This window comes from Marinobacter gelidimuriae (assembly GCF_000372805.1).
Taxonomy (GTDB): domain Bacteria; phylum Pseudomonadota; class Gammaproteobacteria; order Pseudomonadales; family Oleiphilaceae; genus Marinobacter; species Marinobacter gelidimuriae.
On record NZ_KB889930.1, the window covers coordinates 16,621 to 41,128 of the forward strand.

At 57.3% G+C, this 24,508-nt stretch carries 21 protein-coding genes; 11 read left to right on the forward strand and 10 right to left on the reverse strand.

Annotated elements, in window-relative coordinates; all coding sequences use genetic code 11:
• Positions 1–26: 26 nt before the first annotated feature.
• The 3 genes from A3OI_RS0116250 to cobS form a co-directional block, all read right to left on the reverse strand.
• The gene (locus A3OI_RS0116250) at positions 27–875 is read right to left on the reverse strand and encodes a DUF3037 domain-containing protein (RefSeq protein ID WP_040475146.1); all 849 of its coding nucleotides are present in this window, start codon (positions 873–875) and stop codon (positions 27–29) included.
• Complete coding sequence (locus A3OI_RS0116255; protein WP_018405302.1) at positions 872–1,624, reverse strand: HipA family kinase; 753 nt, start codon at positions 1,622–1,624, stop codon at positions 872–874. Before A3OI_RS0116255 ends, A3OI_RS0116250 begins: the two co-directional genes overlap by 4 nt.
• 80 nt (positions 1,625–1,704) lie before the next feature.
• Positions 1,705–2,490 carry an adenosylcobinamide-GDP ribazoletransferase gene (gene cobS / locus A3OI_RS0116260; protein WP_018405303.1) on the reverse strand — a complete coding sequence of 262 codons (786 nt, stop codon included), beginning with the start codon at positions 2,488–2,490 and terminating at the stop codon, positions 1,705–1,707.
• A gap of 199 nt (positions 2,491–2,689) precedes the next feature.
• On the opposite strand from cobS, the gene A3OI_RS0116265 reads away from it, so the two are divergent.
• A complete protein-coding gene (locus A3OI_RS0116265) occupies positions 2,690–3,538 on the forward strand; it encodes a transporter substrate-binding domain-containing protein (protein ID WP_018405304.1) in 849 nt (282 codons plus the stop codon).
• 36 nt (positions 3,539–3,574) lie between these two features.
• On the opposite strand, the gene ehuA is transcribed toward A3OI_RS0116265, so the two are convergent.
• The 3 genes from ehuA to ehuC form a co-directional block, all read right to left on the reverse strand.
• Complete coding sequence (gene ehuA / locus A3OI_RS0116270) at positions 3,575–4,339, reverse strand: ectoine/hydroxyectoine ABC transporter ATP-binding protein EhuA (RefSeq protein WP_018405305.1); 765 nt, start codon at positions 4,337–4,339, stop codon at positions 3,575–3,577.
• A gap of 62 nt (positions 4,340–4,401) precedes the next feature.
• Positions 4,402–5,073 (reverse strand): ectoine/hydroxyectoine ABC transporter permease subunit EhuD, encoded by a 672-nt coding sequence (ehuD, locus tag A3OI_RS0116275; RefSeq protein ID WP_018405306.1) that lies wholly within the window; start codon positions 5,071–5,073, stop codon positions 4,402–4,404.
• Positions 5,074–5,076: 3 nt separating this feature from the next.
• Complete coding sequence (gene ehuC / locus A3OI_RS0116280; RefSeq protein ID WP_018405307.1) at positions 5,077–5,721, reverse strand: ectoine/hydroxyectoine ABC transporter permease subunit EhuC; 645 nt, start codon at positions 5,719–5,721, stop codon at positions 5,077–5,079.
• Positions 5,722–5,990: 269 nt separating this feature from the next.
• Here ehuC and A3OI_RS0116285 point away from each other — a divergent pair, with 269 nt between their 5' ends.
• The 3 genes from A3OI_RS0116285 to A3OI_RS0116295 all read left to right on the forward strand — a co-directional run bounded on the left by A3OI_RS0116285 (position 5,991) and on the right by A3OI_RS0116295 (position 9,076).
• The gene (locus A3OI_RS0116285; RefSeq protein WP_018405308.1) at positions 5,991–6,863 is read left to right on the forward strand and encodes an MBL fold metallo-hydrolase; all 873 of its coding nucleotides are present in this window, start codon (positions 5,991–5,993) and stop codon (positions 6,861–6,863) included.
• Positions 6,864–6,870: 7 nt separating this feature from the next.
• Positions 6,871–8,598, forward strand: a complete 1,728-nt coding sequence (locus A3OI_RS0116290) for a SulP family inorganic anion transporter (protein ID WP_018405309.1) — start codon at positions 6,871–6,873, stop codon at positions 8,596–8,598.
• A 61-nt stretch (positions 8,599–8,659) separates the two neighbouring features.
• Positions 8,660–9,076, forward strand: a complete 417-nt coding sequence (locus A3OI_RS0116295) for an energy-coupling factor ABC transporter permease (protein ID WP_018405310.1) — start codon at positions 8,660–8,662, stop codon at positions 9,074–9,076.
• 34 nt (positions 9,077–9,110) lie between these two features.
• Here the strand turns inward: A3OI_RS0116295 and A3OI_RS0116300 are convergent, their stop codons facing one another.
• The 3 genes from A3OI_RS0116300 to A3OI_RS24070 all read right to left on the reverse strand — a co-directional run bounded on the left by A3OI_RS0116300 (position 9,111) and on the right by A3OI_RS24070 (position 11,200).
• Positions 9,111–9,644: a response regulator transcription factor gene (locus A3OI_RS0116300; protein ID WP_018405311.1), complete on the reverse strand. Its 534-nt coding sequence runs from the start codon at positions 9,642–9,644 to the stop codon at positions 9,111–9,113.
• 22 nt (positions 9,645–9,666) lie between these two features.
• Positions 9,667–10,950, reverse strand: a complete 1,284-nt coding sequence (locus A3OI_RS0116305) for a sensor histidine kinase (RefSeq protein WP_018405312.1) — start codon at positions 10,948–10,950, stop codon at positions 9,667–9,669.
• Positions 10,951–11,110: 160 nt separating this feature from the next.
• Positions 11,111–11,200, reverse strand: a complete 90-nt coding sequence (locus A3OI_RS24070; protein ID WP_228703016.1) for a hypothetical protein — start codon at positions 11,198–11,200, stop codon at positions 11,111–11,113.
• Between the two features lie 206 nt (positions 11,201–11,406).
• On the opposite strand from A3OI_RS24070, the gene A3OI_RS0116310 reads away from it, so the two are divergent.
• Complete coding sequence (locus A3OI_RS0116310; protein ID WP_018405313.1) at positions 11,407–13,404, forward strand: TonB-dependent receptor domain-containing protein; 1,998 nt, start codon at positions 11,407–11,409, stop codon at positions 13,402–13,404.
• Between the two features lie 25 nt (positions 13,405–13,429).
• Here A3OI_RS0116310 and A3OI_RS22875 read toward each other — a convergent pair whose 3' ends face one another.
• Positions 13,430–13,651: a hypothetical protein gene (locus A3OI_RS22875; protein WP_018405314.1), complete on the reverse strand. Its 222-nt coding sequence runs from the start codon at positions 13,649–13,651 to the stop codon at positions 13,430–13,432.
• Between the two features lie 118 nt (positions 13,652–13,769).
• On the opposite strand from A3OI_RS22875, the gene A3OI_RS0116320 reads away from it, so the two are divergent.
• The 6 genes from A3OI_RS0116320 to A3OI_RS24075 are packed head-to-tail and all read left to right on the forward strand — an operon-like array spanning position 13,770 to position 24,480.
• Complete coding sequence (locus A3OI_RS0116320; protein WP_018405315.1) at positions 13,770–14,861, forward strand: efflux RND transporter periplasmic adaptor subunit; 1,092 nt, start codon at positions 13,770–13,772, stop codon at positions 14,859–14,861.
• A complete protein-coding gene (locus tag A3OI_RS0116325; RefSeq protein ID WP_018405316.1) occupies positions 14,858–18,223 on the forward strand; it encodes an efflux RND transporter permease subunit in 3,366 nt (1,121 codons plus the stop codon). The genes A3OI_RS0116320 and A3OI_RS0116325 overlap by 4 nt, the downstream gene beginning before the upstream one ends.
• Before the next feature lie 17 nt (positions 18,224–18,240).
• The gene (locus A3OI_RS0116330) at positions 18,241–19,470 is read left to right on the forward strand and encodes an efflux RND transporter periplasmic adaptor subunit (protein WP_018405317.1); all 1,230 of its coding nucleotides are present in this window, start codon (positions 18,241–18,243) and stop codon (positions 19,468–19,470) included.
• Positions 19,467–22,664, forward strand: a complete 3,198-nt coding sequence (locus tag A3OI_RS0116335; protein ID WP_018405318.1) for an efflux RND transporter permease subunit — start codon at positions 19,467–19,469, stop codon at positions 22,662–22,664. Before A3OI_RS0116330 ends, A3OI_RS0116335 begins: the two co-directional genes overlap by 4 nt.
• Entirely contained in the window at positions 22,661–23,338 is a 678-nt protein-coding gene (locus A3OI_RS0116340; RefSeq protein WP_018405319.1) for an ABC transporter ATP-binding protein, read from the forward strand. The genes A3OI_RS0116335 and A3OI_RS0116340 overlap by 4 nt, the downstream gene beginning before the upstream one ends.
• A gap of 5 nt (positions 23,339–23,343) precedes the next feature.
• Complete coding sequence (locus A3OI_RS24075) at positions 23,344–24,480, forward strand: FtsX-like permease family protein (protein WP_228703017.1); 1,137 nt, start codon at positions 23,344–23,346, stop codon at positions 24,478–24,480.
• Positions 24,481–24,508 lie beyond the last annotated feature (28 nt).

The following is a 24,508-nucleotide window of genomic DNA, read 5'->3' on the forward strand; positions in this document are numbered from 1 at the left end:
TGAGTGGTTGAAGTGGCGCTTAACGACTAATGAGCGGCGAACTCCAGAATTCTGGCTTTTTCAGTGTATAGCACCACCTCAATGGCATCGTCCGCCAGAGAATCCCGTGCTTCTTCGAATGCCTGAAACCTGATGTCTGAAGGGGGAACGTCTTCAGGCCCTTTAACCGGGAATAAAACCGGGCCATGAAGCAAGTTACGCTTCCTCAGCTGGTTTACCTTTAGCTTCCAGTGCCCGCCGTGCTCGATAATTGCTGTAGAGTCCGCCTGCCCGAGAAACAGCGGTTTTATAACCTTAATCGCTTTATCGTCGTCTTGTTCGACAAAGGGGAATGTGACGCTGTACAGACGATCTTCAACTTTCCGTTTTGAAAAGTGGCGAGCCAGGTTGCTTTGTTCAAGTAGTTTTTTGATACCTTTTTCCAGAATAGTTTCCTGGTATTCCCTGGTTACAAAGTTCCGGCCAACGTAATAGTCGAATAACTCTTGCAGGGTTTTTTGTGGATCTTCAGAAAGAATGCTACGCCGCTCGCTGAATCGCGCGATGGTTTCTCTGGGGCGAATCAGCTCGTCGAATATGCCGTTATGGAAGCCGTATTCCATGCCGTCACCACTAAATTCGGTGGTTTTTTTGTGAAACAGCATGCTTTGAACTCTAAGCAGTTCTGCCTCTATATTAGCCATGGTTTTCAGGTAAACGGCTTTGTCCAACTCTTCAAAAAACTGGGTAATCCGGGCGTATTTTCGACGCAATAACTTGAAGCTCAAGTGACGTGTTTTTGGTATCCACAACAATACACCGACATTGGCAAACTCGCCGGTTTCGATGTAAGGCATAAATCGCACTATGGCGTATTGACACGCGAACCTAGTCATTTCCTGCTCCAGAAGTCCCCGTTGTTGAAGCGTTGAAGGTTTTCAAGCAGTGAGTCCAGATTCAGGTTGGTTTTCATCGTCATTTCCTGGTCGCTATAGAGCCATTCTTCTGGAATACGATTCACAATAGACTGCCAGTTGTGAAGAGCCTGCTCTGCTCTCAAAGTATAGTGGTCTCGTTCTAATAAGTCATCGAAGATACCCGGTGCGCAATCTTTAAATATATGAAGTTTAAAGAAATCTTCGTTAGAGAACTCTGAATCAAAAGCTTGGTTATGATCAATGACCACTAAGCGCTGGGTATCGGGCCCCCAAAAAAGGTTCGGATTTCCCCCGCTCTCTGTCAGCATGCGATCTGCATTGAAAATCCACCAGTCAAAAAACAGGACGGCGCGCCTAACCTCCGGGCAGATGCTGCTAATTTGAGAGTACGACAATTCCGTCACCATTTGCTCAACTGAGCCGAAAGCTGGCCCAGTACCAAGATCACGAGCATGTTCGACTGAAAGTAATTCGATTAATTCTTCAGACACGTAAACGATGCTAAATGGCGCTACGGGTATACCAAAGGTTAGCGCAAGATTGCCCGCGATCCATTCCTTGATCTGACTGTCTCTGCCTGCACCAACCCCTTTTACGAAATACGAATTATCGTCGTCACCCCGACAAATAAATGGATGAGTCACACCTTGCTCTGAGCGACGGATAACCTCGACTATCTCGACGACGGATTTTTCTGGAGGCGACACAGGTTAGTTGATTCCTTTCTCTTGTCCCTGTTAAAAGTCATTCTACTATAAGGGCGTGATATTGGGAGTCAATGCGGTGTTCACATCCCCAATAGCAACACCAGCTCACAAAATACCACGCTGGCCCCCAGCGCATCGCCGGTGTAGCCGCCTAGCTGGCGCTTCAGATACCAACCCCACAGCAGAGCAACCCCAACCACCGCAACCGGTGCCAGCAGCCATAAGCCTGGCAGCCAGGCGCTGAACACCAATGCCACCAGCAGGGTAAACCCACTGCTGTACCAGAGCCGTCGGCGGGAAAAGCCTTCGGCCACCGGTTTGCTTTTGCTTTTGTCGGGATCGGTCACGTAATTCAGGAATGACATCAACAAAAGTGGCGTTTGCCGGCTGATAGCCGGTGCCAGAAGCAGCGCCAGCATGATGTGATGGCTTTCCACCAGCAGGGCGACCTTAAGCGCTAACGCCAGCACCAGTGCTACCGTGCCATAGGTGCCAATGCGGCTGTCTTTCATGATGTCCAGGCGCTTTGCAACGGTATAGCCGCCGCCAAATGCATCCACGCTATCCGCCAGCCCGTCTTCGTGAAACGCGCCGGTAATGAACAGATGAAAACACAGCACCAGCAGAATGCTGACCAGCGGGCTGCAGAGCAGCCCCAGTAGCGCAAACAACCCGGCGTATAAGGCGCCCAGCAACAAACCGACGAGTGGAAAGTACACGCTGCACTGGTTCATCAGTTTCTGGGAATAATCAATCGATACCAGCATCGGTATACGGGTGAGGAATCCAACGGCCAGCCAGAATGCCTGCCACTCGCGGGCAGCGGCGGTTGTGGTTTGTTTATGTGTGGGATCTGGGCCTGTCAAAGCGAACTCCGTATGTGAATCAGTCCGGGAATAATACCGGATTGGCTGCGCCGGGTGTGGCGTAACGCCAGTTGCGGCTGATGAATTGCCCCCAGCTTGAGCAGTGCAGCCTGTGCTGGCGGTGGTTAATAAATGTAGGTGCCTATATCTATGTCATAATCATCAAACTCATTAATGAGATAAAAAACGAGGCAACCCGATGATATTATTTAACAACCGATGGACAAAAACCCTGGCTTTGGCACTGGGGGTTATTGTTTCAGCCGGTTTGGCTCAGGCCGACACGCTTGAAGAACGGATCTCGGAAGGTGAGTCGATCCGCCTGGGCTTTTCTGCAGCACCGCCCTGGGCTTACGCCGGTAATGACGGCACGGCCAAAGGTTTCGTTAACGGCATCGCCATCGACGTACTCAAGCGCATGGGCTACACCAACATTGAACCTGTTCTGACCAACTGGTCCAGCCTGATTCCTAGCCTGAAAGCTGGCCGCGTGGACATAGTGACTGGCGGGATGTACATCGTTAAGGCGCGCTGTGAAAACATGGATTTTTCGGACCCGATTGGCGCTTTTGGAGATACCTTTGTGGTGCCTAAGGGCAACCCCAAAAATCTTGAAACCTATCAGGATTTGATTGATCAGAACCTGACTATGGTAGCGCCGTCCGGTTACAACACACTGGCGGATGCCAGAGACGCTGGCGTTCCCAAAAACAGCATCACGGAAGTACCGGGTACCACGGAAGCCCTGGCTGCACTGCGCACCGGCCGCACCGACGCCGTTCCTATTAACGTGCTGGAAGCAAAGCACGCCGCAGACCTGGATGAAAGCTTTGATATCTCTGACCCAGAGGTCTTTGTAGGGCGTGCAAGGCAGGTTGTTGGTATTGGTTTCCGCCCTGAAGACAGCGCTTTCCGCGCCGAATTTAACAAGGCACTCAAGGACTACATGGGTTCTGATGAAATGATGGCAACCGTAACGCCTGACGAATACATCAAGGCGTTTTTACCCGGCGCCATGACAATGGAAGACGCCTGTAAGTCTAACTAGAGCTTGGTTAGAGCATGGTGAATGTTTGGTGCCGGGTTAGTTCGCTTCTAACACAGCACTCAGGAACTGCTGGGTGCGTTCGTTCTGGGGGTTGTCCAATAGCATTTCTGGCGACCCCTGCTCTTCAATCTTCCCATCAAAGAACAGGCAGATCCGGTCCGAGATTTCCCGGGCAAAGCCAATCTGGTGCGTTACCATCAGCATGGTCAGGTTGTGCTGATCGACCAGGCCGCGTATTACGCCGGTAACTTCGCTGATAACCTCTGGGTCCAGTGCAGAAGTCACTTCGTCAAACAACATCACTTTCGGCCGCATGGCCAGCGCGCGGGCGATGGCGACACGCTGCTGTTGTCCGCCCGACAGCCGCGACGGGTGCTGGTCGCGTTTGTCAGCCATACCCACCAAATCCAGCAGTTCCAGTGCGCGCTCTTCCGCTTCCTGTTTCGACAGACCCAGAACTTGCATCGGCCCCTCAATGCAGTTGCCAAGCGCTGTCATGTGCGGGAACAGGTTGAAATGTTGGAAGCACATGCCGATTTTAGAACGGATTAACCGCAGGTGGGCCGCGTTGGCGCGTACCAGGCGACCGTTCTTTTCCATGTGGGTCAGCGGTTCGCCGTCGACATAGATCACGCCGCTGTCGATGGTTTCCAGCGTCATCAGCATCCGCAGCACGGTGGTTTTGCCCGAACCGGAAGGGCCGATGATGGTGACCATTTCGCCTTCTGCAACATCCAGATTCAGGCCGTCGAGCACGGTCAGGCTGCCATACCTTTTTGTCACATTCTGAAACCGCACCATGGGCACGTTGTCACCCTCTAGTCTTAGTGGGTATTGGCTTAGATCGTGTCTCTTGTCGTGTTTCATCTAGTCAGTCCCATTTTGCGGCGTAATGCCGTCTCGAATCGGCGGATGAGCCAGGCGGTTGGCAGTGAAATAGCCAGAAAGATAAGGCCGACGATGGTGTAAGGCTCCAGGTAGCGGAAGTTCTCCGCACCAATGGAATTGGCGGTGTGCATCAGCTCTGCCACCCCGATCACGGACAGCATTGGGGTGTCTTTGAAGATACCAACCAGATAGTTGCCCATGCCCGCAAGCGCCGGCGGCAGTGCCTGCGGAATGATGATGCGTCGATAGGTTGTGACGGTTGACAGGTTAATAGCCCTGGCAGCTTCCCACTGACCTTTTGGCACGTTTTCAATGCCGCCCCGATACACTTCGGAAAGGTAGGCGGCGTAATGCAGGCCGATAGCGATTAGCCCTGCGGCCCAGGGTGACAGGCGCAGGCCGAACTGCGGGCCCACGTAAAAGATGAAGAAGATCTGCAACAGCAATGGCGTCGAGCGGATAAACTCTACCAGCTCGCGTACGATGAAGGTCAGTGTGCGGGAACGTGTGCGTTGGGCCAGCGCAAACACCAGCCCCAGCACGACCGCCACAGCGTAACCGCCACCCGCTGCCAGCATGGTGTTGCCCGCTGCGAGTAGCAAGCGGGGCAGAATTTCCCAAGTAAAGTCCATTTTCCAGTCAAGCATGATTTACGTTCGTCCGATTTTGCGGGCCATCACCCGTTCCAGCCAGCGCATGATGGGTGTCACCATAAATCGCGCAAAAATATAGTAAATGATAAGCGCGGTACCAAAGGCTTGGGCTGACAGGTAGGTATTGTTGTTGACCTGGCGTGTTTCAAACATCAGGTCGGCGACTGAAATCAATGCCACCAGCGCGGTGCCCTTCAGGATCTCGATCATCAGGTTGCCCCAGGGTGGAAGTATGGCCACCAGCGCCTGCGGCAATATAATGCGTTGCATGCGCTTTGCCGGTGACATATTCAGTGCCAGTGCGGCTTCCCATTGGCCCCGTGGAACCGACTGGATTGCGCCGCGCACCAGTTCGGCACCGTAGGCCCCATAACACAGCCCAACGGTAAGAAAGCCTACGGTGAACTTTTCCAAGGTGAAACCGAACAGCGGCAGCACGAAATAAAACCAATAAAGCTGCACCAGAAGCGACGTGCCGCGGAAAATCTCGATATAAATAATAGCGATAGCACGCATGGTTTTTGAATGCGCCATTTTCATTAGTCCCGAAATCAATGCGGCGACAATGGCGACCAAAGCGGCTAGCCCAAACTGACCCAGTGTGATCAGCGTACCGTCGATGAAACGGCTGCTGTAGGTCATGAGAAAATCTAGATAGGGCATCGTTAGATATGGCCTCGGGCACGTTGCGGGCTGAATGTGGGGTAGGGGTTAGGGAATTATTGTTACACAGATTCGGTGGTGGTGGTTATTGCTCTAATAATTTGATGTCAAAGTTTATAGCGCAACAACATTCTTCTGTCAGCTCGACTGCTTAGAAGAAAACAGCACTTCATTATATATTCCATCGTAGTATATGCTTAGAGCCTATTTAGAGGTTCGATATCTGCGGATTCGAAAGGAGTTTAGTAATGACCACGACCAATCCAACCGTTCAGCATTTTTTTGACGAGCCCACCAATACCTTCAGTTATGTGGTGCAAGACCCGGCGTCTAAGGCCTGTGCCATTATCGATTCGGTATTGGATTTTGATTACGCCGCGGGCAGCACTAGCACGGCCAGTGCAGACGCTATTATTGCCTATGTGCGCGAGCACAATTTACAGGTGGCGTGGATTCTGGAAACCCACGTGCACGCAGACCATTTGTCGGCGGCACCTTATCTGCACGCGCACTTGGGCGGGCAAACCGGCATTGGCGCACATATTTGCCAGGTGCAGGAGATTTTCGGCAAGGCGTTTAACGCCGGATCGGAATTCGCCCGTGACGGCAGTCAGTTCGACAGGCTGTTTAAAGACAACGACAGTTTCGCTATTGGTGGGTTGCAGGCTCAGGTCATGCACACACCCGGCCATACGCCCGCCTGCCTGACGTATGTTGTTGGCAATGCGGCGTTTGTGGGGGATACGCTGTTCATGCCGGACTACGGTACGGCGCGCTGCGATTTTCCCGGTGGCGATGCCCGCGTATTGTATCGCTCAATCCGCCGGGTTCTGGCCTTGCCAGACACAACCCGTCTGTTCCTGTGCCATGATTACACGGCGCCCGGCCGAGACAGCTACGCTCATGAAACCTCTGTTGTGGAACAGCGCGAGCACAACATCCACGTGCACGACGGGATCGGCGAAGACGCCTTCGCAACCATGCGCAACGAACGTGACGCCACCCTGGATATGCCACGGCTGATTCTGCCTTCGGTGCAGATTAATATGCGCGCCGGCGAATTGCCCCCAGCGGAAGAAAACGGCCAGGCCTACGTGAAAATCCCTTTAAATCTGTTCTGAGCCGCTGATGAACCTGTCCCGTTACCTGCCCGTATTACAGTGGAGCAGACAGTATAACCGCCAGCAAGCGGGCAGCGATCTGGTGGCCGCGCTGATTGTGACGGTAATGCTGATACCGCAGTCGTTGGCCTACGCTTTGTTGGCCGGTTTGCCCGCTCATATCGGCTTGTACGCCAGCATATTGCCGCTGGTGATATATGCGCTTTTTGGTACCAGCCGCACCCTGTCGGTAGGGCCGGTCGCCGTTGCGTCGCTGATGACGGCGGCGGCGCTTGCGCCTCTGGCGCAGGCCGGTAGTGCTGAATACATAATGGGCGCCGTTGTGCTGGCGTTGATGTCGGGGTTGATGCTGGTTTTAATGGGTGTGTTACGCCTGGGTTTTCTGGCCAACTTTCTTAGCCACCCGGTTATCTCGGGCTTTATCACGGCTTCCGGCATTGTGATCGCGGCGAGCCAGCTCAAGCACGTATTCGGGATAACCGGGTCAGGCCATAACCTGTTTGATATAGGCCGTTCGCTTTGGGCATCGGCAAGTGACATCAATCTGGCTACGTTGGCAGTGGGTGTTAGCACTCTGGTGTTTTTGGTGTTGGCGCGTACTCGCCTTAAACCTGGCCTGCTGGCGTTAGGGGTGGCACCGCGGCTGGCCGATGTGGCCACCAAAACTGCGCCCATTCTGGCGGTAGTGTTGACTACCCTGGCGGCCTGGTTCTGGCAATTGCAGCTTCAGGGCGTAAAACTTGTGGGGCATGTTCCTTCTGGGCTGCCACAGTTAACCTGGCCACAGGCCGACTGGGCGCTTTGGCAGCAGTTGGCGGTGAGCGCATTGTTGATCAGCGTGGTGGGATTTGTGGAATCGGTGTCGGTAGGCCAGACCTTGGCGGCCAAACGCCGCCAACGAATTGACCCCGACCAGGAACTGATCGGGCTAGGCGCAGCCAATCTGGGTTCGGGTATCTCCGGTGGCATGCCGGTAACCGGCGGGTTTTCACGCTCGGTGGTGAATTTTGACGCCGGTGCCGAAACGCCAGCGGCGGGAGTCTATACGGCGGTGGGTATTGCGGTGGCTACCCTGTTTCTGACCCCGGCTATTGCCTGGTTGCCGCAGGCCACGCTGGCTGCAACTATTATAGTGGCGGTGTCGACGCTGATTGATATTCCGGCGCTGCGACGCACCTTCCGCTATTCGCGCGCTGATTTCGGTGCCATGCTGACCACCATTGTGCTGACTCTGGGGCACAGCGTAGAGGCTGGTATTATCACCGGGGTGGCCTTGTCTCTGGGGCTGTTTCTGTATCGTACCAGCCGGCCCCACTGTGCCGTGGTTGGACGGGTGCCAGGCAGCGAGCATTTTCGTAATGTGCTGCGCCATAAAGTAGACGTATGCCCGACGGTGACATTTTTGCGGGTAGACGAGAGCCTGTATTTTGCCAACGCCCGATTCCTGGAAGAAACGGTGCTAGACATTGTGAACCGCGAACCACAGCTGACGGATCTGGTGTTGGTGTGCCCGGCCGTGAATTTGGTGGACGCATCGGCGCTTGAAAGCCTGGAGGCGATTAATGAACGCCTGAAAGATGCTGGTGTGCGCCTGCACATGTCAGATGTGAAGGGGCCGGTGATGGACCGGCTCAAACGCACGGAGTTTTGTCAGCACTTGAGTGGTGGCGTATTTTTGAGCGCCCATGAGGGCTGGAAAGCGCTGGTGACTGGCGCCAAAAACGATGATTCATAGCCGATAGAGATCAGCACGGCGGGTATCCGATCGCTGCTGACTACGCAGACGGGCCAGACATATGGGCATGACCGAAAACCTGCTTTCCACTACCCAATGGGTGATTACGGCCTTACTGTTCGCCGTTATTTTGCTGGCGGCTGTGCGCAGTGTTGATTGGCATAAGTTACGGCAAGACACCTCGTTGCAGCACACCTTTTTTGGCGCTGCCGTGGCGCTTGGGTTTTTGTGGCAGTTGCGCGCCGGTATCTCACCGGGGCTGTCCATTCACGTCTTTGGCATCACCCTTGTTACGCTGATGTTAGGCTGGGGGCTGGCCGTATTGGCCGGCTTGCTGGCACTGGTGATTACGGTGATTACCGGCCGTGAACCGCTGATGATGTTTGCGGAGGGCTTTGCCAATGGTGCGTTTGTAACCGGGATGATGGTGTTTAACCCAGACCGCCTGACCACCCTGGACCAGCGTCGTTACCGCTAGGTCGCGGCAAGGCGTGTAGAGAGAAAACCTGTGCTCAGTTGCGCCAATGGGAGTGCTTCTGCAGCTTGCGCTGCAGTGTCCGGCGATGCATATGCAACGCTCTTGCCGTGGCGGATATGTTGCCGTCGTGCTCGTCAAGAACACGCTGAATGTGTTCGCGCTCCATTTCCTCCACCGAAGGCGGTTCCGACCGTACCTCCGGCGCTTTGTTCAAGAATTCAAAACCGGCGATCAGCTGGTTCACCGTTACCGGTTTGCACAGATAATTCACGGCGCCGCGGCGCATCGCCTCAACCGAGGTTGCAATACTGCCGTAACCGGTTAACACCAGGACCGCCAAGTCTGGTGCGTAGCTTAGCAGTTCGGGCAGCAACTGCAATCCACTTTCGCCAGCCAGGTTAAGGTCTAGAACGCAGTGACTGAAGTGGTGGTCGGCGAGCGCTGCGATTGCTTGTTGGGCCGTTTGTGCGGTTGTGGCTTTGATATTCTGGCGTAACAGCGAGCGCTGCAGAATCTGTAAAAACGCTTCGTCGTCGTCGATTAATAACCACAGTGGCTGGCTGCTCATGACGGCTTACTCATCCGATTGCTCATAAAGAATACTCCGCGGCCGGCAACTCAATGATCATGGTGGTGCCGCGTCCATCGGCGCCGTTTGGGCGCGCCTTCAGCTTGCCACCAAGGCGGCCGATGGTGGCGTTAGACAAAAACAACCCAACGCCCATGCCGGTTTCCGAATTTACGATGCTGGCGCCGGGTGAATCCAGCAGTGCCGATGCCAGGCCGGCACCCTGATCTTCCACAATGATTTCTACGCAGTTTGCGCCGGGGGCCCGTGCGCTGACGGCAACCCACTGCGGGCTGGCAGAAATGGCATTGGCCAGCAGGTTCAGCACGGCCTGGTCCAGAGTGGCGTCTATCTGCACGTTAAGCGGCGGAAACGGTCGTTGCCATTGTATGTTTGCCTCTGGCCAAAGCAAGGTTGTGGATTCCTGCAGGCGTTGCAGCCACTGCTCCAGGCTCAGAGTTTCCAGCTGCGACAGTTTGGCCTGCATGGCGGATGCAGATAACTGTTGCAAATGCTGGCCACAGAGCGCTAGCTGCGACGACATCAGTTCCAGATCGGCACTGATATCAGCGTCGGGTGGCAGGGTTTTAAGCTCCTCTACCAGCAGTGTTAGCGTGTTCATCGGGGTACCCAGGCGGTGGGCAATAGCGGCGGATGACAGCCCCAGCGAAATAATCTGTTCATCTCGCAGGCGGGTCTCGCGGCTTTGGGATAGCCGCAGTTGCTGGCGTCGCAACTGGTGCGCCAGGGTGCCGACCGCCAGCACAAGAATAACCGCTGTCAGCACAAACGTGACCCACATGCCTATCAGGTGGAGCTGGGCCAGGTTTGCACCGTGACCGTGGGTCATGCCGGAAACGGCGCTGGCGCCGGAGCTGATGGGCTGGTGCCACAGCATTAGCAGGGTGTACATCAGCACACTGCCTATTGTCAGGCCAATGGCGTGATTCAGGGGCACCAATACCAGGGCGATAGCCAGTGGCAACAACAGTAATGACACCAGCGGGTTGGTGTAGCCCCCGGTGTTATAAAGCCAGCAGCCTATCAACAACAGATCGAGCCCCAGCGTCATGGTGACCGGCAGTATGGATTGTGGCGGGCGACGGGTGAACCACAGCCAGGCCAGGGTGGCCAACACGCCATAGGCCAGGCACAGCAGCAGGGCCTCGGCGCGGTGGCTCAAGGTTAGGAAGGCATCAGTGACCGCAATGGCCAGTAACATGATGGTGACTATAGCCAGACGCATACCCAGCAAATAGCGGGCGGCACCTTGAAAGCCGGTTTGGGAGAGTGTTAGCCATTCCATAGGGCGTTGGTTACCCGTTAGCGCGTTGAGTCATTCTTGGCGGTAGCATACCAGAGCTTGGTTGAGCAGATCGCTTGCCAGTTTTCGCAGCGGTCTCATAGCAGCTCTTGTGGATTTCGATCATGATTTCTTCTAGGTGCTTCTGGGTGTAATCGAAGGTTCAGGAATCGCGATTGGCGCTCTGCTGCATCTCCAGCCCGAAGGTGGCAACCCCGCCGGCGTTAGCCGCTTTGCCCGGGCCGTGCTCCAAAGAACATGAAGAAATAGAGAGCAGATTTCATCCCAGCCCACTGGCTATGGCAAGAAAATACATATGGAGTTTTCTCGGATATGTGTTCGCTGCACTCACAAGGGTTGCCTCTTTTGAGCTGCGGCAACGTGCCACAGGCGGGCTACCGCTCAGGTGGTTACCATTGGCCGTAAATTTTTAACACGTGCTGATGTAAAGGACGAAAAATGAGAAAAAAACCACTACCACGTCTCGTTATATGCTCACTGGGCGGTCTGACCCTGTTACCACTGTATGCACACAGCCAGCAGGCTGATCCGGTTGACCCGTTGCTGATTCAGGTCACCGAGGGTCAGCGTGTTGAGGTCGGCACCAACAGCATGGCGAGTGAACCTGTACAGCGTTTAACCAGTGATCCGGCGGTTTCTCTTTCACGCATGGGTGGCCGTGGGCTGGAACCGATTATACGGGGCCAAAGCCAAGAAAGAGTGGATGTGCTGCTGGATGGCATTCGGGTGGAAGGCGCCTGCCCCAACCGGATGGATCCGCCGACCAGCCGCCTGAGCAGTGCGTTGGCACCGGCTCTGGAAGTAAGAACCAATAACCGCACCCTGCGGTGGGGTCCTATTGCCGGCGGGCAGGTGATTGCCACTACTGCTGATCCGCAGTTCAATGGTAATGCGACCACTGGGCAGGTGACTATTGGTGCCTCAGACAATGGCAACGGAAAACTGGTCAATGCTGCAGCAGCCGTAGGTAGTGAAGAAGCCTGGTTGAGGCTATCTGGCGGCTACGACGAAGCAAACGATTACGAAGACGGCGATGGCAACAAGGTTCGCAGCGCCTATGAAAACGCCGAAGGCCGGGTTGACGCCGCCTGGACGGCAGAGAGTGGCTTTTTCATAAAGGGCATGGTCAGTCGCCAGGAAGAAAGTGATGTGAAATACGCCGGTTCCGGTATGGATGCGCCGCAAACCGATACCGATCTGTATCGCCTGGAACTGGGTGCGCCCTTGGCCAAGGGTGAATGGTCACTGCTGGCCTGGCAGGCCGACGTGGATCACATCATGGATAACTTCAGCCTGCGGCAGCTGCCCGCAGATAAGAAAAAAATGCAGACAGATTCCACCACCCAAACCCGCGGTTTGCGTTTCATTTTGGACCAGAGTCCTACCAGCCTTACTGACTGGGCCGCCGGGGTAGACGTGGAAACCAACGATTGGGACGCCACTCTATTGAATGTGGACGGGGCCATGCCAAAGGCCGTGTCGCTGATGTGGCCAGGCGTCGAGCGCGAGCGCGTGGGCGTGTTCGCCGAGGCTTTTTTGCGCCTGGGCTCGGCGGCCAAAGTGGGTGCCGGGTTGCGTTATGATCGGGTGGAAATGGATGCCACCAAAGCGGATCAGGCGGTTGGTATGGGCCCCACCAGCCCGCTGGCGCTCTACGGAGTAAGCAATGCTAAGGTGAATGATGACAATGTCAGTGGCTTTGCCAGCGCCGAATGGCGCCTACCTCGCCAGCAGGGGCTAACATTGACGGCCAGCCGCAGCGTGCGCAGCCCTGGTGTTACCGAGCGCTATATCGCCCGTAACACCATGAGCGACAGCTGGATTGGTAATCCGCAGCTGGACACCGAGAAGCATCATAAGCTGGAGCTGGAACTCAGTGGTCAGAGCGGCCAGTGGAATTGGAAGCCGGTGGTATGGGCTGATCAGGTCGACGATTTTGTGCTGCGTTACCTAGCCACGCCGAAAGATACCCGTTATAAAAACATCGACGCCCGCCTGTTGGGCGTGGAAGCCAACCTGGGCTGGAGCGACGGCACCTGGAGCAGCAACAGTGCCCTGGCCGCCGTTCGTGGCGAAAATCGCGACGATAATAAAGCTCTGGCGCAAATTCCGCCGCTGCAGTTTGTCCAGACTCTGGGCTGGCAGCAGCAAGGCCACAGCATCGAAGCCCAATGGCAGCTAGCCCGCCGCCAGGATCGCATTGATCTGGCTTCCGGCCTGGACGCAGGAACCTCACCCGGTTACGGCGTGTTCAATCTGTCAGGCAGCCATCCGTTGACCGGATACCTGACCTTTAACTGGGCGTTGGACAACCTGTTTGACAACACCTGGGCGCCCCACGTTAGCCGCCGTAACAGTGATCCGTTCAATACCGAGGCAGTTCGTGTAAATGAGCCAGGCCGCACGGTTCGGGCAGCGCTAACGGCACGCTGGTAGTTCATAAAATTGGGGGTTGTCCGCTTTAATAGCCGGTGGATGACCATTTTACCCCGTGCCGGTGCGAAACGCCGTGCACGGGTTTTTTTATGGCCGGCCGTGTGCCGTTGTTGCTGGCGCCATGGGCTATGCTTTTGTTAGCCATAGCCATAGCCATAGCCATAGCCATAGCCATAGCCATAGCCATAGCCATAGCCATAGCCATAGCCATAGCCATAGTCATAGTCATAGTCATAGTCATAGTCATAGTTGTGCCGGGTTGCGGTGTCCTCACAAGCCGTATTCTGATAACCTGAGGCTATTAGCTAATAACTTTTACAGTTTGGCGTTCGCGGTTGAACAAGCTGCGAAACAAGGAGTATCCGGTGGTGAACAATCAGCTGATCAGCCGCCCGTTGCGGGCTTATGTGGGCGCTGTTGTCGGCGTGCTGTTATGGGGTTTTACGTGCAGCGCGCAAGCGCAGTCTGTGCCTGGCGAACTGGCAACAGTGGCGGTCGAAAGCCGTGTTTTGGCCGACACCGTATTGCTGGATGGCGTGATTGAAGCTGTGCAACAAAGTACCGTGTCGGCCCAGACCAGCGGCAAGGTGCTGCAATTGCCGTTCGATGTGGATGATTCGGTTCGCCCCGGTGATCTGATTGTGCAGCTGGAAGACAGCGAGCAGCGGGCGCGGGTCAGCCAGGCTCGGGCGGCAGTCAACGAGGCTCAGGCAGCGCTGGCGGATGCCAGGCAAAGTTTTGCCCGGATTGAAAGCGTACACAAACGAGGTTTGGTATCGGGCCAGGAGTTTGACCAGGCCCGCAATAATCTGGCCGGCGCCCAGGCCCGCGCGGAGCGTGCCGATGCGGGTATGGTCGAGGTCCGCGAACAGCTCAGTTACACCCGTATTGAAGCGCCTTACGGCGGTATTCTGACCGAGCGCCACGTGGAAATCGGGGAATCGGTCAGTCCCGGTCAGGCCCTGTTAAGCGGTTTATCGCTGGAGCAGCTGCGGGTGGTGGTGGACTTGCCTCAACGCTATGCGGCCAGTGCCCGCGCCGAGCGCCAGGCCACTGTTACCCTGGCTGACGGCCGGGTACTGAAAACCGGCGAAATGACCTTCTACCCCTACGCCAATGCAAAAACCCACACCTTTCGCTTACGCATGGCACTCACCGAACCGAATGGCTCGCTGTTTCCCGGCATGCTAGTAAAAGTGGGGGTGCCGGTGAGCCGGTCGGAAACACTTTTGGTGCCTGCCAGCAGTCTGGTGCAACGTAGTGAACTGCGCGCTGTGTATGTTTTGGATAGCAACGGCAATCCGCGACTGCGTCAGGTGCGCACGGGCAAAATAGCTGACGGCCAGATTGAAATTCTAGCGGGCGTCAGCGTTGGCGAGCAAGTGGTGCTCAATGCCACCGAATTACTGGGTAGCGTACTCCTTTCAATCCCGCCAGCGCAGGAGCAAGCGCTGTGAGCCAGTCGCTGCCACCGACGTCACCTTCGGGCTCTTCCTCGCAGCCTGCTCCCGCTGCGTCATCAACCCCTTCAGCAGGGGTTGGCCTATCTGGCGCCATAGCGAGACTGTTTCAGGACAATCACCTGACCCCGCTGATTATGCTGTTGTCCATTATCCTGGGTGTTCTGGCAGTGGTGGTCACACCAAAAGAAGAAGAGCCGCAAATTGGTGTCACCATGGCCGATATCATGGTGGAGTTTCCTGGCGCCAGCGCCCGCGAAGTGGAAAGCGCCATTGTCACCCCGGCCGAACAGGTAATGAGTGAAATTGTCGGCGTTGAGCATGTGTATTCGGTATCGCGCCAGGGCCAAGCGGTGATTACCGTGCAGTTCAAAGTGGGCATACCGCGCCAGAAAGCCTTGGTGCGGCTTTACAATCAGGTGTATTCCAATCAGGACTGGCTACCCGCCAACCTGGGTGCCAGCCAGCCCTTGGTCAAACCCAAAGGCATTGACGACGTACCGATAATGACGCTCACCCTGTACGACCCACAACACGGTCACAGCGGCGAAGAACTCACTCGCCTTGCGCACATGTTGGAAGTGGCCTTGAAGCGGGTGCCCGGCACCCGCGATGTCTACACCGTGGGCGGCATACCCGACCGGGTGGATATCCATTTTGATCCGGCCCTGCTGGCCGGTTTTGGCCTGACCGTTGACGATCTGCAACAGGCACTGCTGGCTGCGAACAGCAGCTCCCAGGAAGTTCGAATCACCCGTAACAACCTGTCGATTCCGATTCAGGCCGGCACATTGCTAACCCAGGTAGGCGAAGTGCGCCGCCTGGTGGTGGGTATGGATCAGGGCGCGGCGGTTTATCTGGAGGATGTCGCCAGCGTTAGCCGCGGTAATACGGTTGCTGACCAAAGCGTGATGACGGGCTTTGGTCCGGCTCATCAGAGCACTCGCCAGAATGCTCTTCAGAATAGTACCGACTCAACATTTATTGGCCAGCCCGGGCAAGTATTCCCGGCCGTTACCCTTGCCATCGCCAAAAAGCCTGGCGAAAACGCAGTGGACATCACTCGCGCCATTCAGCAACGTATCGAATTGCTGCGCAACCGCGCCCTGCCGGCGGATGTGCAGGTGCTGGTAACCCGGGATTACGGCGAAACCGCCTCGCAAAAAGCCCGTAAACTGATTTCTGACCTGATATCGGCCACCCTGTGCGTGGTGCTGCTGGTAATGGTCGCCATGGGCTGGCGCCAGGCGTTGATTGTGGGTGTCGCGGTATTGATTACCCTGCTGCTAACCCTGGTGTTTTCCTGGGCTTGGGGCTTTACCCTGAACCGGGTGTCGCTGTTTGCGCTGATTTTCTCCATCGGAATATTGGTGGACGATGGCATCGTTATTACCGAAAACATCAACCGCCGTATCCAGAACTCGCGCCGCCCGATCAAAGAGATTATTCCGCTGGCGGTGGACGAAGTGGGTACGCCCACCATTATGGCCAGCCTGACGATTATGGCGGCCTTGCTGCCTATGGCGTTTGTCAGCGGCTTGATGGGGCCCTACATGAGCCCGATTCCCATTAACGCCTCGGCCGGTATGGTGCTGTCGCAGATTGTGGCCTTTATAGTGGTGCCCTGGCTGGCCCTGCGCCTGCTGCGCCACAAAAAAGGCGATCTTGCGCGGCCGGAAAACGAATCTGAAAGCTCTTCTGACAGTTCTTTTGAAGGCTCTTCCGAAAGCTCGGCCGAAGGCGTGAACCCCCGCATGCTGGGCCTGTTCAGCCGCGTACTGGTGCCGTTTTTAGGGGACCATCGCCTGCGCCGTGGCCTGCTGGCATCGGTGGTTATCCTGCTGACCCTGGGTGCGGCCGCACTGCCGGTGTTTCAGGCGGTGATTCTGAAAATGCTGCCGTTTGATGACAAATCTGAACTGCAGGTGGTCGTGGATATGCCCGAAGACACACCCGTTGAAGTGACTGCGCGAGTATTGATGGAAATGGGCCACTATCTGGAAACGGTAGAAGACGTCGACAACTGGCAGACTTACGCCGGCACCGCGGCACCGATCAACTTCAACGGTCTGATTCGCCAGTACTATCTTCGCTCTGAACCTTACCAGGGCGATATTCAGGTCAACTTCAGTAGCGGTGACCGGCGTGACCAGCCATCTCACACTATTGCCCAATCGCTGCGCCAGCCGCTGACCGCCATTGGCGAGCGTTATGGCGCCAGTGTGAAAATTGTGGAAGTGCCGCCGGGGCCGCCGGTATTGTCGCCGCTGGTGGCAGAAATTTATGCGGTAGATCCGCAGCTGCGAGCTGCATTGGCGCGATCTGTGGCCGCCGGTATGCAGGATGTGACAGGTCTGGTAGACATAGACACCACCCTTGAAGCGCCGATCCGCCAGTGGGAAGTGGTGATCGATCGTGACCGCGCCGCACGCCTGGGTGTATCGCAGCAGCAGGTGGTAATGGCGCTGCAAACTGCTCTGGGTGGTAGTGGTGTGAGTTATCTGCACGACGATCACGCCAAATATCCGGTGCCCATCCGGGTGATTCTGTCGGACGCCGACAAAGCCCGTCCCCCGGCTTTGCTGTCGTTGAATCTGCGCAGCCGCGACGGCGGGCTGGTGCCGCTGGCCAGCATTGCGGACATCCGTGAGGCAGACTGGCAGGGTGCGATTTATCACAAGAACCTGTTGCCGGTTACCTACGTGACCGCGGACATGGCAGGCGCTATTGATTCACCGCTCTACGGTATGTTTGCCATGGTCGACCAGCTGGAGCAACGAGCAGACGCGCCCGAGCAGTTTTTCATTCGCCAGCCGGACTTGCCCGGAGCCGGCGCCCTGAAATGGGGCGGCGAGTGGCAGATTACCTACGAGACTTTCCGCGATATGGGCATAGCCTACAGCGTGGGTATTTTTATGATTTTTGTGCTGCTGGTGGCGCAGTTTCGTTCCTATCTGCTGCCGCTGGCGATCATGGCGCCCATACCTCTGACGCTGATGGGCATTATGCCGGGCCACGCTCTTTTGGGGCGGGAATTCACCGCCACCAGCATGATTGGCATGATCGCGCTGGCCGGCATTATCGTACGTAACTCCATACTGCTGGTGGTGTTTATTCGCCAGCTGCTGGACGAAGGCATGAGTTTGGAAGACGCTGTAGTACAGGCCGGTGCGGTGCGGATCAAGCCGATTGCGCTGACCGCAGTGTCGGCGATGGTCGGCGCCTACTTTATATTGAACGATCCGATCTTTAATGGCTTGGCTATATCACTGGTGTTCGGCCTTGCTGTGTCTACCCTTCTGACCGTGGTTGTGGTGCCTTTGTCGTACTATGTGATGGCACGGCGGCGGTGGATTTGAACAGGAAATTTTACCCGATGATAAAACGATTTTTGCCCTGGCTTGTTCTGCTGCTGGCCATTGTTGTGTTTATGGTATTGCGAATGACCCGCCCGGAGCTCGTTCAGGCCGAAGCCCAGGAACGCGCCTGGCTGGTGGCCGTGCAACCTGCGGAACTAATAAACGCTACGCCGCTGTTGCCGTTGTACGGCCAGGTAGTTGCCCCGCAGCAGCTGACCGTAACAGCGGCTTTGCCCGGGCAGATCGCCCAGCGCCCGGTGTCTGAAGGCCAGGCGGTTGCCGCTGGCACTCTGCTGGTGGCCCTGGATGATGCCGATGTGGCGCCAGCCCTTGCCCAGGCGCAAGCCGAAGTGGCGGACTTGCAAGCGCAGATTGACGCCGAACAGCTGCGCCACGGCAACGATCAGCGTGCACTGAAAAGCGAACAGTCCATTCTGGCCAGCGCTCAACGTCAACTGGAACGCAACCAGTCGTTGCTCAAGCGCAACCTCACCTCCCGCGAAGCCCTGGACGCCGTTACCGACGCTTATGCCCGCGCTGAACTGACTGTCAGCACGCGCCAGCGCGCGTTGAGCGAGCATCCAGCGCGCCTGGCCAGCCTGCAGGCACGGCTGGCCAATGCCAAGGCGAACCTGCAAGGTATTGAGCGTGATGCCGGCAGGGCGCGGGTTATTGCGCCGTTTGACGGTGTGATTACGGATGTGCAGGTTGCCGCTGGCGACCGCGTTAGCAAAAATCAGGCGTTACTGAGTTTATACCCGCGCCAGGGGCTTGAGTTGCGGGCAAGGGTGCCTGACGTGTTTGTTGGGGAGTTGCAGCAAGCCCTGAACCGCGGTGAGCAGCTCAGGGCGACGACCGAAGACGATCGCTACGAATTTGTTCTGGTGCGCTTTGCCGGTATTGGCAGTGCTGCCGGCACCGAAGCGATACTGGTGGCTGAGGGCGTGGTGGACGGCCTGCGCCCGGGCAGTTTGCTGCCAGTGACTTTGCAGCGCCCCGAGCAAGAACAGGTGATAAGTGTGCCTTACAGCGCACTTTACGGTGCCGATACCTTGTACGCGGTGGATGATGATTCACGCCTACAGCGCTTGCGGGTGGAACGGGTAGGTGAAGCCCGTGCCGGTGCCGATCGTAACCTCTTGGTACGCGGTGATGGGCTGAAGCCCGGCCTGCGTATTATTACGACGCACCTGCCTAACGCTATGAGCGGGCTGAAAGTGGACATCGCTGGAGTGCAGAGCGAGTGACCGACCAGCCCGCCACTGAAAAGCCTGAAACCAACGGCTCCGGTACCCCACCACCGCGCCGCGGCGTGATCGGGTTTTTCGTGCATCACAAACTGGCGGCCAATCTGGTGATGCTGGTGATGCTGCTGGGCGGCGTGCTGGCACTGACTCGCATGAATGTGCAGTTCTTTCCTACCTTTGCACTGGATGTGGTCAGCGTGCGCGTGGTGTGGAGCGGCGCCTCCGCGGAAGACATCGAGCAGGGTATTACCAACCCTCTGGAGCAGCGCTTACGCAGCGTACAGAGTCTGAAAAAGATGACTTCCACCTCGGCCCAGGGAGTGTCGTCCATCACACTGGAGTTTCAGGAGGGCAGCGACCCGATTCAGACGCTCGACGACACCCGCCAGCGGGTGGACGAATTCAATAATTTGCCGGCCGACGCCGAAGAACCGCGAGTCTCGCGAATTGAACGCTATGAGCCGGTGGCGCGCTTGCTGTTGTACGGCGATGTGGACGCCGATGAGCTGCGCCATCTGACCTACCGTTTTGAAGACGAATTGCTGCAACGCGGGATCGATAAAGTATCGATTCGCGGCCTGCCGGAACAGCAGATCAGCATCGATGTACCGGTGGAGCGACTGGAAACCCTGGGTCTGTCGCTGGAGCAAATTGCCGATCGCGTGGCGGCCGTATCGCGGGATTTACCCGCCGGTCTGCTGGGCCAGCAAGACGCCACCCGGGAATTGCGCGCGGTAGAGCAGGCCCGCAGCCCACAGCAGTTCGGCGAAATTCCGTTGCTCAGTGGTGATCGTATCCAGTTGCGCCTGGGGGACATTGCCAGTATCCGCCAGGAATCCCGCGACAGCCCGCTCACGCTAACCCGCGATGATTTTCCCGCCGTCGAGCTACAGCTGCAGCGGGCCGAGGACGGCGATTCCCTGGCAGCCGCTAAAGTGCTGGAAGACTGGCTGGCGGATACCCGCGCCACCTTGCCCCCGAATCTGCAACTGGAAGTGTACGACGAAACCTGGCAACTGCTGGATGATCGCATTTCGCTGCTGATAACCAACGGCCTGGGCGGTTTATTGCTGGTGGTACTGTTGTTGTATCTGTTTCTGCCCGGGCGGGTTGCCTTGTGGGTGGCTGTCGGTATTCCCACGGCTTTTCTGGCGGCTTTGGCTATTTTGTGGCTGGTGGGTGGCTCCATTAACATGATCTCGCTATTTGCGTTGATTATGGCGCTGGGTGTGATTGTGGACGACGCCATTGTGGTAGGCGAAGACGCCGATGCCCACGCCCGGCTGGGGCAGCCATCAATGGCCGCAGCCGAAGGTGCGGCAAAGCGCATGGTGTGGCCGGTTCTGGCGTCGTCACTGACCACGGTTGCGGCGTTTACGCCCCTGCTGATTGTGGGTGGGGTGATTGGTAATATCCTGGGCGACATTCCGCTGGTAATGATCTGTGTGCTAATCGCTTCGCTGCTGGAATGTTTTGTGGTGTTGCCGGCGCACTTGCGTCACGCCTTTGTGCCGCGCAAAGTCAAAGCTGTCAGCAATAGCGCCGGGGCCAGGCTGGTGCAGGCGCCAGCGGCGGGTATCAGGCGCCTGCGGTCTGGCTTTGAACAGGGCTTCGATCGATTTCGCGAAGGCCGCTTCCGGCGTTTCTCCCGCTACAGCCTGCACCATCGGGGGCTTACGCTTGCCGTTGCATTGGGCCTCGCTATTATGACCGTCGGGCTGCTCAGCGGAGGCCGTATTGGCTTCAACTTTTTCCCCACGCCCGAACCCTCGGTGCTCTATGCCAACGCCAGCTTTGTTGCCGGCACGGACAGCCGCCGGGTAGACCAGTTTATGGCCACCATGGCGAAAAGCTTGAACGCTAACGAGGAGGCCCTGGGTGGCAATCTGCTGTTACACGCGGTTACCACGCGCGGCGGTACCTTGGGCGCGGGTGGCAGTTCCCGCAATGGCGAAGAGCTGGGCTCGATGATGATCGAGATGGTGCCGTCCGACGAGCGCAGCGTGCGCAACGCAGAATTTATCAGCGAACTGCGCGCGCGCCTGCCATTGCCAGCGGGGCTGGAGAATCTGAGCATTACCGAACGTGAAGCTGGCCCTCCTGGCAGCGACATTAACGTGCGCCTGACCGGCCCGGATGCGACCAATCTGAAGCGTGCCGCTGAAGAAGTGGTGCAGGCCCTGGCCGTGTTACCGGGGGTGCTGGACGCAGAAGACGATATGCCGTGGGGTCGCGAACAGTTGATCTATCAGGTCAGCCCTTGGGGCGAAGCCCTGGGCTTGACCACCACCGATTTAGGGCGCCAACTGAGAGCAGCGTTTGATGGCCGCGTAGCGCAAATTTATCAGGATGGCCGCGATGAAATGGAAGTGCGGGTGCAACTGCCCCGCCATCAGCGCGAGCGCCTGGCGACTCTGTCGCAAGTGACCATTCGGGTGCCAGACGGCCGCTTCGTGCCGCTTTCCCAAGTGGTGTTGCTGGACCACCGCCAGGGCTTCGAAGCCCTGCGCCACGCCGATGGCCAGCTGGCGGTGGAAGTGTCGGCGTCGCTGAACACAGATGTCAGCACTACAAGCGACATCATTGAAAGCCTGGAAGCCGAAGCCTTGCCGGCGATCAGCAGCCGCTTCAACGTGCGCTACAGCTTTGAAGGCCGCTCCGCCGACCAGCGCGAAACCATCGACGATATGAAAACCGGCCTGATCATTGGCTTGGCGCTGATGTATGTGGTGCTGGCCTGGGTGTTTGCGTCCTGGAGCCTGCCGCTGATCGTAATGGCTATTATTCCTTTTGCTCTGGTGGGCGCCATTCTGGGCCACTGGTTGATGGGAATGCAGTTAACGGTACTGTCGCTGTTTGGGCTATTTGGCCTGTCGGGCATTGTGGTGAACAACGCCATCATACTGGTGTCGTTTTACAATCAGCAGCGGGAAGCAGGGCTGGGCGTTGACGCAGCCCTGAACGAAGCCGTGGTGCAGCGGGTGCGTGCGGTATTGCTGACGTCGCTGACCACTATTGGTGGGCTGTTGCCACTGCTGTTTGAGACCTCTTTGCAGGCCCAGTTCCTGATTCCCATGGCGACCTCCATTGCCTTTGGCTTGGGCTTATCCACCTTGCTGGTGCTGTTGGTGATTCCAGCGCTGCTGTCTTACCTTGATCAACTGAGGGCCTGGTGGGCCAGGGAGCCGGCGTGACTGAACCCTTACTGAAAGTACGCGGCCTGGGTAAGCACTTTGCCAGCGCCGGGCAAACGGTAAATGTGCTGTCTGGGCTTGAGCTGACTTTGGCGCCGGGCGAATCCCTGGCGCTGATGGGCCGCTCCGGCTCTGGCAAAAGCACCCTGTTGAACATTCTGTGCGGCTTGGAGCAGCCCGACGCCGGCTTTGTGAGCATTGCGGGTGAACACTTTGCGGCAGATTCGAGCGCAAGCGGGCCAAACCAGCAACGCTGGGCCATGCTGCGGCGCCAGCGTATTGGCGTGGTGTTTCAGGAAGCTAACTTGATGCCAGCATTGTCGTTGCTGGACAATGTGCGCCTGCGGGCCAGTCTTGCAGGGCAAAGCGATCAGTATTGCGGCGACTGGCTAAAGCGCCTGGGCATTGGCGGGTTGGCGCAGCGCTACCCGGACCAGGTATCCGGCGGCCAGCGCCAGCGCGCGGCTTTGGCCATGGTGTTTGCCATGCGCCCGTCACTGATACTGGCAGACGAGCCTACCGGCAGTCTGGACGCCCGCACCGCCCTTGAGGTGGCAGGTGAACTGTTTTACCAGCAAGCCGCCAGCGGCTGCGCGCTGGTGCTTGCCACCCACGATTCGGCATTGGCCGCGCGCTGTGGCCAACGCCTGGACCTCGCTCAACTGGGGGCTTAGCTTCCATGTCCCTGATTCCAAAGTCCCTGATTCCAGCGTCCCAGTTTTCAAACCTTTTCTCTGCCCTGTTCAGCCATTATCGCCGCCACCCGCTGCAACTGCTGGCATTGGCGTTGATGATTATGCTGGCCACCATGTTGTGGGCCGGCGTGAACCACCTGACGACTCAGGCGCGAGCCAGTCTGGGCCAGAGCGAGCAGGCCGTGGCCGCACGCAGTCAGGTAGAGCGCGTTGATGGCCAGGCGCTGGCGGTAGCTGATTTTGTAACTCTGCGCCGCGCCGGCCTGTGCGTAATACCCTGGCTGGAAGTAGAGCGCCCGGGGCAGGCCGGTCGGCTGGTGGGTATAGACCCGCTGGCCGCTGATTGCTTTGCGCAAACCGCCCCTGCCGCCGGCAATAACAGCCCTGAACTAATAGACAGCCCTGAGCCATCAAAAAAATCTGAGCCGGCCTGGACCCCGACGCTAAACGGTGAGCCCTTTATCGACATCAGCGAAGCCGCCGCGCTGGCGCAAAACGTCGCCTCGCGTAACGTAAGGTTTAGCCTGTTAATCGTGCCGCCCGAGCCGGCATCCGCTTTGCTCGCAGATTATCGGATGACGGGTTTCTCATTAGGCCCGGACACCGGCGAGTTGGGCGACAGCTTTCTGCTGAATCTGGACGCTCTGGGATTTTTGGTGCTGTTGATTACGGCCTTGCTGCTGCGCAGCGTGTACCAATTGGGCATGGCCCAGCGCCGTGACAGCTTTGCCCTGCTGCAGCGGTTTGGCGTTATGCCGTCAGCCATTAACCGGGTATTACTGGTCGAAATTCTGCTGCTGGCGCTGCTGAGCGTGGTGCCGGGTGTGTGGCTTGGGCGCCTTCTGGCGGGCACTGTGGGCGGTGGTTTTGGTCAGGCTTTGGACAGCCTTTTCGATACGCCGCTGTACGCCGGCCAGTCAGAAAACTGGCTGACGCCGATAGTGACCATGATGGCCATCGTGCTGGCGGTGTGCCTGGCGCAGAACGTGCGGGCGCTGCTGCTGCGCATGGCGGCCGTGTGGCCGTTTGCTCTACCGGCGAAGCTTTTGACTGGGTTTGGATTTGGAATGAGGCCGTGGCCTTGGTTGGCGATGCCTTTGGCTGCGGCAGGCCGCCGGTGACCAGCCCTGGCAGGGTTTTGCCGCAGGT

Excerpts from the sequence above, each read along its gene's own strand:
- A3OI_RS24075 (WP_228703017.1), top strand. The coding sequence starts at position 23,344 with ATGTCCCTGATTCCAAAGTCCCTGATTCCAGCGTCCCAGTTTTCAAAC.
- ehuC (WP_018405307.1), bottom strand. The coding sequence starts at position 5,721 with ATGACCTACAGCAGCCGTTTCATCGACGGTACGCTGATCACACTGGGT.
- A3OI_RS0116295 (WP_018405310.1), top strand. The coding sequence starts at position 8,660 with ATGGGCATGACCGAAAACCTGCTTTCCACTACCCAATGGGTGATTACG.
- ehuD (WP_018405306.1), bottom strand. The coding sequence starts at position 5,073 with ATGCTTGACTGGAAAATGGACTTTACTTGGGAAATTCTGCCCCGCTTG.
- ehuA (WP_018405305.1), bottom strand. The coding sequence starts at position 4,339 with ATGGTGCGGTTTCAGAATGTGACAAAAAGGTATGGCAGCCTGACCGTG.
- A3OI_RS0116250 (WP_040475146.1), bottom strand. The coding sequence starts at position 875 with ATGACTAGGTTCGCGTGTCAATACGCCATAGTGCGATTTATGCCTTAC.
- A3OI_RS0116300 (WP_018405311.1), bottom strand. The coding sequence starts at position 9,644 with ATGAGCAGCCAGCCACTGTGGTTATTAATCGACGACGACGAAGCGTTT.
- A3OI_RS0116310 (WP_018405313.1), top strand. The coding sequence starts at position 11,407 with ATGAGAAAAAAACCACTACCACGTCTCGTTATATGCTCACTGGGCGGT.
- A3OI_RS0116305 (WP_018405312.1), bottom strand. The coding sequence starts at position 10,950 with ATGGAATGGCTAACACTCTCCCAAACCGGCTTTCAAGGTGCCGCCCGC.
- A3OI_RS22875 (WP_018405314.1), bottom strand. The coding sequence starts at position 13,651 with ATGACTATGACTATGACTATGACTATGACTATGGCTATGGCTATGGCT.
- A3OI_RS0116290 (WP_018405309.1), top strand. The coding sequence starts at position 6,871 with ATGAACCTGTCCCGTTACCTGCCCGTATTACAGTGGAGCAGACAGTAT.
- A3OI_RS0116285 (WP_018405308.1), top strand. The coding sequence starts at position 5,991 with ATGACCACGACCAATCCAACCGTTCAGCATTTTTTTGACGAGCCCACC.
- A3OI_RS0116265 (WP_018405304.1), top strand. The coding sequence starts at position 2,690 with ATGATATTATTTAACAACCGATGGACAAAAACCCTGGCTTTGGCACTG.
- A3OI_RS0116330 (WP_018405317.1), top strand. The coding sequence starts at position 18,241 with ATGATAAAACGATTTTTGCCCTGGCTTGTTCTGCTGCTGGCCATTGTT.